7 protein-coding genes are annotated in these 9,875 nt (G+C 62.7%); 5 read left to right on the forward strand and 2 right to left on the reverse strand.

The features are described 5' to 3' along the window. Positions 1-40: 40 nt before the first annotated feature. Both HK28_RS11835 and HK28_RS11840 read right to left on the reverse strand, forming a co-directional pair. On the reverse strand, positions 41-895 hold the full coding sequence (locus HK28_RS11835; protein WP_086644762.1) for an aldo/keto reductase: 855 nt from the start codon (positions 893-895) through the stop codon (positions 41-43). Positions 896-1,000: 105 nt separating this feature from the next. Beyond that, positions 1,001-2,290 carry a glycosyltransferase family 4 protein gene (locus HK28_RS11840; RefSeq protein ID WP_086644763.1) on the reverse strand — a complete coding sequence of 430 codons (1,290 nt, stop codon included), beginning with the start codon at positions 2,288-2,290 and terminating at the stop codon, positions 1,001-1,003. A 105-nt stretch (positions 2,291-2,395) separates the two neighbouring features. On the opposite strand from HK28_RS11840, the gene HK28_RS11845 reads away from it, so the two are divergent. From HK28_RS11845 to HK28_RS11865, 5 genes are all read left to right on the forward strand, one after another. After that, the gene (locus HK28_RS11845) at positions 2,396-3,436 is read left to right on the forward strand and encodes a hypothetical protein (protein WP_086644764.1); all 1,041 of its coding nucleotides are present in this window, start codon (positions 2,396-2,398) and stop codon (positions 3,434-3,436) included. Between the two features lie 12 nt (positions 3,437-3,448). Continuing rightward, positions 3,449-4,378: a glycosyltransferase family 9 protein gene (locus HK28_RS11850; protein ID WP_233140513.1), complete on the forward strand. Its 930-nt coding sequence runs from the start codon at positions 3,449-3,451 to the stop codon at positions 4,376-4,378. Between the two features lie 64 nt (positions 4,379-4,442). Beyond that, complete coding sequence (gene thrS / locus HK28_RS11855; protein ID WP_086644765.1) at positions 4,443-6,371, forward strand: threonine--tRNA ligase; 1,929 nt, start codon at positions 4,443-4,445, stop codon at positions 6,369-6,371. Positions 6,372-6,878: 507 nt separating this feature from the next. Continuing rightward, positions 6,879-8,459, forward strand: a complete 1,581-nt coding sequence (locus HK28_RS11860) for a serine hydrolase (RefSeq protein ID WP_233140514.1) — start codon at positions 6,879-6,881, stop codon at positions 8,457-8,459. Further along, entirely contained in the window at positions 8,459-9,643 is a 1,185-nt protein-coding gene (locus HK28_RS11865; protein ID WP_086644767.1) for a serine hydrolase, read from the forward strand. Before HK28_RS11860 ends, HK28_RS11865 begins: the two co-directional genes overlap by 1 nt. The last annotated feature ends 232 nt before the right edge of the window (positions 9,644-9,875 follow it).

Genomic DNA, 9,875 nt, shown 5'->3' on the forward strand with positions numbered 1-9,875 from the left:
CAACCTCTCGCTCAATTCAATACATTAATAGGTCCTGAACCTAGATCATTTCCAGAGACATGGCTTTTCTCGGCGGTGGAAACGCCGTGTCGAGCGCTGCGAGGTCGTCATCAGATAGCGTTATTTCCTGCGCAGCGATGTTCTGGCGCTGATGCCTCACCGTCGCAGCTTTCGGGATGGCGATGACGTTCGAACGACGCAGAACCCACGCCAGCGCAATCTGAGCAGGGGTCGCCTGTCCGAGCGACGTCGTGTGCTTTTTGGCGATATCGGCCAGTGTTTCATTGCGAAGAAGAATGCCGCCCTGACCGATGGGGGAGTAAGCCATCGTCGCAACGTTGCGCTGCGCGTCCTCACCCAGAAGATCGAACTCAACACCGCGGTGGTCGAGGCTATATAGTATCTGGTTGCTTACGCACTTTTCGCCCTGATCGACGCCGAAAAGCTCGCCCATGTCGTCGATGTCGAAGTTGGAGACGCCCCAGTCGCGGATCAGTCCTTCTTCGCGCAGGCGCTCGAAGCCTTCGATGGTCTCGTTCAAAGGGATCGAGGAACGCCAGTGCAGCAGGTAGAGGTCGATATAATCGGTCCTGAGTTGTTCCAGAGAAGCGCGGCAACTTTGTGCGACGCCGCGCTTCGATGCGTTGGATGGTAGAACCTTCGTGACAAGATAGACGTCGCTGCGCCGTCCCCGGATGGCCTCGCCCACCAGGTCTTCCGACCGTCCATTTCCATACATTTCAGCCGTGTCTATGACGCGCAGCCCGAGATCCAGCCCGGTCCGAATGCTCTCGATTTCCTCTATGCGGCGTAGAGGGTCGTCGCCCATGTTCCACGCGCCCATGCCGAGTGCCGGGACTTCAACGCCGTTTTTGAGCTTGACCGTTTTTGTCATGACCCGACCTCCATGCCCCGAACGCCATGTGCCGACGATCGTTCCTCGCCGATTACGCTGCCGACGGTGACTGCTGTGTGATCAACGCGCCGATTCCAGGCGACGTCAATAAACCTGACCGGGGACGATCTGGGCGGTGAAGGCGGGCGTTGCGACGTTCTCGCGCGCATCGACGCCGATGTTGGTGTGATTCCCGGCGTCGCCCGACAGCGTGGCGTCCCACGCCTCTACAAATTGTGAACGAAGAATTTCGTCGTATACCGCCAACGTTGCGCGCTGCATGGTTTCGGTCGTGTAGTGCTCCAGAACGTTCTGGCGCGCGTGCTCGCCCATCGCTGCGCGCTGCTCGGGCGTTGCGGACAGCGCACCCGCCAGCATTTCGGCGAAGGCGCGGGCGTCTCCCGGAGGGAACAGCAAGCCAGTCTCGCCATGCGTCACCGTCTCCATGGCGGCGCCGTGAGCCGCTACGATGACCGGGCGCGCCATAGCCTGCGCCTCGACCACCACGCGGCCGAACGGCTCCGGGCGGAGCGACGGCACAACGGCGACCTCAGCGAGAGCAAGGGCTGCAGCCATGTCCGAACAATGACCGCCAAATCGCACGCGGTTGGTCAGGCCAAGCGAGGCCGCCTTGGCGCCGAGGCGCTCTGCGAATGCGTTGTCGCGGGCTCCGTCGCCGACGAACACGCAGACCCAATTCCGGTCAGTCCAGTTTTCCCGCGCCATGATCGCCAGCGCGTCGAGCGTCAGCGCCTGTCCTTTCCATTCGGTCAGGCGGCCGGGCATCAGAATGACGGCCTGATCTGCGGCTACGTTCCATGCCTCGGCGAGGTTTTGGATACGGTCGCCGCGAACCAGCGCCGGATTGAAATGCCGGGTGTCTGCGCCGCGCGGTATGACACGCAGGCGATCCGGTCCGACGCCGTAGTCGCGGGACAGGCGCCTGGCGATGTAGTCGCTGATGGCGATGACCCGTTCGCCTGATGTGAGAACGGAGTTGTAGGTTTTTTTACCCGGAAATTTCTCATGGTGAACGCCGTGCCATGTCGTCACGAAATGCGTCTTCGTTGATCTGCAGGCGAGGCGCGCGGCCCAGGCGGGGGCGCGTGAACGAGCATGCACCAGCGTCACGCCCTCGGCGGCGATGAGGGCCTTGAGCCGCCGTGCGTTGCGAAGAATGCCCAAAGGCGACTTGTCGCCGAGCCTGAGCGAGATGTGGCGTCCGCCTAAATATTCCACCCGTGGAACGAGTCGTCCTTCGGCGCTCGCCACGAGAGCTCTTCCGCCAGCCTGAGCGATGGCTTCGACCATCTCCAAGGCTCCCCGTTCCACGCCGCCTGCGTCAAGCGACGGAAGTACTTGCAGAATCACAGGACGATAAGCGGAGGCAGTCATCACGTTCGATCCCTAGCACGCTCTGGCGCGTGCTGCATCCGCTGTGCGGCGATGCGTTAACACTTTATTGATTCGTCGCCTCGCAGCGGGAGGCCCGCCGCGATCATGCTTGACCGGAAGGCGGCGGACGCGGTCAATTGCGATATGGCCGTCTGTTCCTTGTCGATCCGTCAGAGCGTGACCGGGCTCCCCGTCGTTGGGGGGAGCGCTGCGCGTTCGCTCGCGGTTTTGCCGCTTTTGGGCGCGTTGAGCGGACAGCCGGCGCATGCGGCGCGGCCGTCGCACGCGCCGCAGCCGCTCTTCATCTTCTCCGAATGCGCGGCCCTTCTGGACGACGATCCGGAACAGACATCCGATTATATAGCCTCCCATCGCGTCGCGGGGCGTGAGTGGGCGGCGAAACGTTGCGAAGCTCTGGCGCAAGTGAATATGGGAGACCCTGCGGCCGCGGCAGCGATTCTCGACGATCTGGCGCGCAGCGGCTCAGCGGCGGTGGATACCGATTCGGACGCGTCTAGGGCCGCCGCAGCCACCGACGCCGCGCGGGCGTGGCTCGCGGCGGGGCGTCCTTCACGAGCGGAAGCGTCGGCGGCTTTCGGGCTAGGACTCGCTCCGACGTCGACGCCTCTGCGTCTGGTGCGCGATCGGGCCCTGTTGCGGCTGGGGCGGAGCGAGGAAGTCCTGTCGGATGTTTCCTCGATACCGTCCGACGCTGCGAACCTGCCGGATACGCGTCTGTTGCGCGCGACGGCGGAGCGTATGCTTGGCAGATTGCGGGCGGCCCACGTCGATATCGACGCCGCCGCCGCCGCTTCTCCGGACGACCCGTCCATATTGCTGGAGCGAGGCGTGATCCGGCAGCGTCTGGGCGACGGTCTGGGGGCGCGTCAGGACTGGGAACGTGTGGTCGAACTGGCTCCCGATACGCACGAGGGGGATTCTGCGAATCAGGATCTGACGTTGCTGGCTTCCGACCCGGATACGGCGTTGGGTCCGGCCAGTTCAGCGTCAACGACTGCCTCGCCTGCGCCGGTCGGGTTTGCCGTGCGAACCACCACTCCGCCGTCGACTGCCGTTTCGCGCTCTCCAGCGGGACCGGCCCTGCGTCGAGATGCGGACAATATGTCGCTGAAGCCAGCGCCCTGAGGTGTTTTCGTGGTGACGGCTGTGCAACGCGCCAGTGCGCCCGCGCGCATTCTGGTCATCAAACTGGGCGCCTTGGGCGATTTCATACAGGCATTTCCCGCTTTCGCCGCGATCCGGGCGCATCATCCTGATACGGCGATCACGCTGCTGAGCACGCGGCCTTTCCTCGAGATCGCTGCCGCCAGCCCATGGTTCGATACAATCGAAATCGACGCCCGCCCCAAATTGTTCGATCGCCGCGGAATGAACCGCCTGCGTGTCGCATTGCGGGGATTCGACCAGGTGTACGATCTGCAGACATCCAATCGATCGAGTTGGTATTACCCTCTGGCGGGGCGTCCTCCGTGGTCGGGCATTGCTCGCGGCGCGAGCCTGCCCCACGCCAATCCATTTCGTAATGAAATGCATACCCGCACGCGGCAGCGCGATCAGCTTCGCATGGCGGGCTTGCCCGACGTTCCGTCGCCCGACCTGAACTGGCTGGCGGTCGGTGGACCAATGATCGAGGGCGACTATGCTCTGATCGTACCGGGCGCCGCGCCGCATCGACCGGGAAAACGCTGGGCCGCACAAAGTTTCGGCTGCGTCGCCAGTGTGCTGGCGGACAGGGGGGTGCAGCCCGTGATTGTCGGTTCAACTGACGACGCTCCGCTGGCGCATGTTATCCGTGAGGCTTGTCCGGAGGCGCTCGATCTGACCGGGAAGACGAGCCTTCCCGATCTCGCGGGTCTATCGGCGCGAGCGACGCTCGCGATAGGCAACGATACCGGCCCCATGCATCTGGCGGCGGCGATGGAGACCCGTTGCGTAGCGTTGTTTTCCTCGGAAAGCGATCCCGCTCTCACCGCCCCTCTGGGCGTGCGGCCGGGACAGGTCACTGTGATCCGCGTAAACGATATGGCGACTCTTTCTGTCGATAGGGTTGTCTCCGCCCTCGGCTGACGCCATTACAGTGGCCCCCGGCCTCATACGCCGTGGGTTTCAATCATGTACCGGAGCTTGAACCATGCTTGCCATCACCCTGCCTGACGGAACCGTGCGCCGCTATGACGGACCGGTGACGGGCACGGAGATCGCCGCGTCGATCGGCCCGGGGCTCGCCAAGGCGGCGCTCGCTATCGAGGTCGATGGAAAGCTGCGCGACATGGCGCTTCCGGTCGAAGCGGACGCTGCGATCCGCTTCGTGACCCGCAAGGACGAAGCCGCTCTGGAGATGATCCGTCACGATGCGGCGCACGTGCTGGCTGAGGCTGTGCAGTCGCTGTATCCGGGCACTCAGGTCACCATCGGCCCGTCCATCGAAAACGGCTTTTATTACGATTTCTATCGCAACGAGCCGTTCACGCCGGACGATTTCGCTGCCATCGAAGCGCGAATGCGCGAGATTGTTGCGGCGAACGCCTCGTTCGTGCGCGAAGTATGGCCGCGTGACGAGGCGATAGCGTTTTTCGAGGCGCGCGGAGAGCGGTTCAAGGCGGAACTGATCCGCGATCTGCCGGAAGACGAGCAGATCTCGATCTACCGTCAGGGCGAATGGCTCGATCTGTGCCGCGGTCCGCATCTGCGCGGCACGGCGGATGTCGGGAACGCCTTCAAGCTGATGAAGGTGGCGGGCGCCTACTGGCGCGGCGACCATCGCAACCCGATGCTCACCCGCATTTACGGCACCGCATGGCGCGACCAGAAGGAACTGGACGCCCATCTGCTGCAGCTGGAGGAAGCGGAGCGCCGCGACCATCGCCGGATCGGCAAGGAAATGGATCTCTTCCATATTCAGGAAGAAGCCGTCGGGCAGGTGTTCTGGCACGCGAAGGGCTGGCGCCTTTACACCGTGCTGCAGGACTATATGCGCCGTGCGCAGACCCGCGCCGGGTATGACGAGGTGCGCACCCCGCAGCTCGTCGATCGTTCGCTATGGGAAGCTTCCGGTCACTGGGACAAATATCGCCACCACATGTTCATCGCGACGGTCGAGGACGAGGACAAGACCCTCGCCCTCAAGCCTATGAACTGTCCGTGCCATGTGCAGATTTTCCGCCATGGCTTGCGTTCCTATCGCGAATTGCCGCTGCGTATGGCGGAGTTCGGCGGCTGCCATCGCTATGAGCCCTCGGGCGCCTTGCACGGCATTATGCGCGTGCGGGGATTCACGCAGGACGACGGACACATTTTCTGCACCGAAGCCCAGATCGCCGATGAGACGGTCCGCTTCGTCGCGATGCTTGCCGATGTCTATCGCGATCTCGGGTTCGAACAGTTTCGGGTGAAATACGCCGACCGGCCAGAAGCAAGCGCTGGGTCGGACGAAGCGTGGGAGCGGGCGCAGAGCGCGCTGATCGACGCGTGCCGCATCGCAGGCGTGGAATACGAGCACAACCCTGGCGAAGGCGCCTTCTATGGCCCGAAGCTGGAGTTCGTGTTGCGCGACGCAATCGGCCGTGACTGGCAGTGCGGCACGTTGCAGGTCGACATGGTGCTGCCGGAGCGTCTGGACGCCTCCTACGTCGGAGAGGATAGCGCGCGTCATCGTCCGGTGATGCTGCATCGCGCCATTCTGGGTTCGTTCGAGCGATTCATCGGGATTCTGATCGAGCAGCACGCGGGCAAGTTTCCGCTCTGGCTGGCGCCGACGCAGATCGTCGTGGCGTCCATCGTCTCGGACGCCGAGCCCTACGCGCTTGAAGTCGTGGAGACGCTGCGCAAGGCCGGTCTCGTCGTCGAAGCGGATGTCCGGAATGAGAAGATCAACGCGAAGATCCGCGAGCACAGCCTTGCGCGCGTTCCGGTCATCCTTGTGGTCGGCCGCAAGGAAGCCGAGGCCCGGACGGTCGCCATGCGCCGTCTTGGCGGCGCGGAACAGCAGGTTCTGTCTCTCGCCGAAGCCGCCGATGTGCTGGCTCAGGAAGCAACACCTCCCGACCTGCGCCGCGCCTGAGCGTTAAGCGCCGGTAGATCTGCCATACGTCTGGATTTTTTCGTCCCCACGTATGGCGATTGCCCGATCTCGCGCGAACCGCCTTGGGGCAGGTGGTCCCAACCCGTTTGGGGGGAGGCCATCCCTCCAAGTTGGGGAGGGCGATGTAGCGGTTTGTCTGCGGGATGAACAAATGCCGCGGCCCTCGAATTCCCGCCCGCGAATGCAACAGCGATGGCCCGCTTCGGGGAAGCTGCTATGCAATTGCGGCAACGCCGCTGCTGTGGATTGCGGGCGGTTTGACCCGGCTGTTGCGGTGCGTGTCGCCTGATACGGGCGTGTGCCGCCACGCTGAACCACCACCGACATGAATGCCGAAAATTGAGAGGCAGCCGCGTTTCGCGATGGGCGACCGCGTCGTTTCATGCTCTATCTTTTCGGAATCGTGACGTTTGAGGGGCGGTTGTAAAACTCAACATGAAAACAAATCCGTTTTTTCAGTGGGTAAATCTCCGTTCCAGAGAGCTTTTGGCCGTAGCCGTGACAGTGGGCGTACCTTGCGCGATCGCAGCGCCCACACATGCTGCGACTGGGCAGGTCGGTCTTCCTTCGGGGTTGACTGAGGCAATCATCGACACGACCGTTGAACGTACGCGACGCGCGTTCGACGTTCCCGGAATCGCCATCGGCATTGTGCATGACGGCAAAATTGTCTTTACGCGCGGTTACGGTCGTCGCGCGGAAGACAAAGCCAGCCCGGCGGTGGACGCTCGTACCCTCTTCGCGATCGGTTCCAACAGCAAGGAATTCACAACTACGGCGCTTTCCGTGCTGGTCGACGAGGGCAAGTTGCGGTGGGACGACCGCGTGATCGATCATCTGCCTGAATTTCGCGTATCGGACCCTTGGATCACGCGCGATTTTCGAATTTCCGACCTGCTGACCCATCACAGCGGCATGGGGCTGGGGGCGGGCGATCTCATGCTGTTTTCCCACAGTACATTCACGCGCAAGGAGGTTCTCGCGGCGTTACCCTATATGCCGTTCACCGCTCCTTTCAGAACGACGTACGCCTATAATAATCTGCTTTACGTTGTCGCGGGCGCTCTGATCGAACGCGTGAGTGGGCAAAGTTGGGAAGAGTTTCTGCAGTCGCGCCTGATCGACGCTTCCGGTCTGCCAGCATGCCAGAGCACGCCCCCGACCCGTGACGAGGCCGATGTCGCGACCGGGCAGGGGGAGGGCGGCCCCTTGCCCTTACGCGAAGGGTTGCGTTTGCCCGCCGTGGCGCCCGCTGGCGGCGTGTGGTGTAGCGCGGACGGGGTCAGCCGCTGGGCGCAGGTCTACCTCAATGGAGGTGTTACGCCGGAGGGCAAGAAGATCTTCACCCGCGCCCGGCGCGACGAGGTCTGGGCCCCGCACGCGCTGCTGCCGCTGCCCGATACGGCGGCGGCGACAAAAACGCATTTCCGAGCTTACGGATACGGCTGGTTCATCGAGGATTTTTACGGACAGCGGCGCGTCTGGCATACCGGCACGATCAACGGAATGGTCAGCTATGTGAATTTCCTGCCCGAACTCGGGACCGCGATTGTCGTTCTGACCAATCACGACGATCACAACGCAACCTATTCAATAGCGACGACCCTGAGTTCCTACGTTGTGAAGGGCGGAAGCGACGACTGGATCGAGCATTGGAAAAAGGAAGAGGACGCGAAGAAAGCGGCGAACGTTGAGCAGGCGTTGGTTCGTGGTCCCGGTTCTCCCGCGCGTCCATTTCATCAGCTTTCGGCGGATATGCAGCGGGAGTACCTCGGCGCCTATCGCGACGACTGGCGCGGGGATATTTTCGTCTCCAGGCGTGGAGGGGACTTGCGGCTGACATTCTCGAAAGCCGACGGGCTGGCGGGGACATTGTCTGCGTTGCCGCATGATCTTTTCGTCGCACGCTGGGACAATCGCGGTCAGGATGGCGAAGACGATTGCTACGTGCAGTTCGAGCGCGATGTCGAAGGTAAAATTACAGGAATGAAGATCCAGCTTTTAGGATCGGATTTCAGTTTCGACGCTCAGGATCTGCATCCGTACAAGATTTCGGACCGACCGTGATGGAGCGCGTGGTGAATCAGGAGCGGCGTCGGGCGCTGCGTGCGGCCGGCCTGCTGACGTCCGGAGCGCTGCTTGCAGGTTGTGTGTCGCGGGTGCATGAAACGCCGCCATTTGCTCCCGAACCGTCGTTCGCGGCGGCGGACGCCGCAGTGTGCGATGCGATCGACGCAGGAGCCTGTCCCGGCGCGGTGCTGGCGGTGGGGCGGTCCGGCCGCATCGTGCACAGCGCCGTGTTCGGTCGCCGCGCCGTCACGCCCGTCGCTGAACTGATGACTTGGGACACCGTGTTCGACATGGCGTCCCTCACCAAACCCATGATCACCGCTCTGGCGATCATGCAACTTGTCGAACAGGGCAAGTTGGACGTCGACCAGCCGCTCGCCCGCTACTTGCCGGACTTCGCCGCCAACGGAAAGGCGACGATCACGCTGAGGTTGTTGCTGACGCACTACTCCGGCCTGCCGCCCGATCTCGCGCTCGACCGGCCGTGGTCGGGGCGGGCGCAGGCGTGGCGTCGCGTCGTCGCTGCGGCGCCGATCCACCCGCCCGGTGAGACGTTCGTCTACAGCGACATCAATTTCATAGCCTTGGGCTTTCTTGTCGAACGCATCAGCGGCAGAACGCTTCCAGAATACGCCGCGACGCATATTCTGACGCCGCTGGGAATGAAGGATTCGGCCTTGTTGCCGGGGGCGCCGACGCGCGCGCGGGTGGCGCCGACCCAGTTCGACGAACATGGCGTCATGTTGCGTGGGGTCGTGCATGATCCGACGGCGCGCCGGATGGGCGGCTATGCCGGACATGCTGGCCTGTTCTCGACAGCGACGGATGTGGCCACGTACTCCACGGCGCTGCTCGATCGCCGAGCCGGGCGTGACAGCCGCTTCCCGCTCTCGCGAGGGACGCTGACGATGATGACCACGCCGCAGCAACCCGCTGGGCGCGCCGAACAGCGTGGCTTTGGGTGGGATATCTCCTCGCGTTATGCGACGCCGCGTGGAGAGCGCTTTTCGCAAGAGTCATTTGGTCATACCGGGTTTACCGGAACATCATTGTGGATCGACCCGAAGAATGATTGTTTTGTGACTCTGCTGACCAATCGGGTGCACCCGGACGGCCATGGAGGGGTGGTGCGTCTGCGTAAGGACGTCGCGACGGCCGTGGCGAGGTCGCTTTCGATCTGAGTTGGCAAGAGGCTGCACTGCGGACGTCTGTTGAGAGCGGTTTCCCTCTTTTGAATATGATTTTGTGTATATAAACAGAATTACGGTATGAAAAATTTGACGGCGGCTGGAACCCATAATCGTTCCAGCCGCCGCACGCAGTTTTGTGCGAATGAAATAGGTCTGAATTTTGCTCGGCTATCGGTAGGGCCTGTTATGCCTTGAATGACGGAGCGAAGTGCCCAGCTTTTTG

This window comes from Acetobacter sp. DsW_063 (assembly GCF_002153745.1).
GTDB lineage: Bacteria > Pseudomonadota > Alphaproteobacteria > Acetobacterales > Acetobacteraceae > Acetobacter.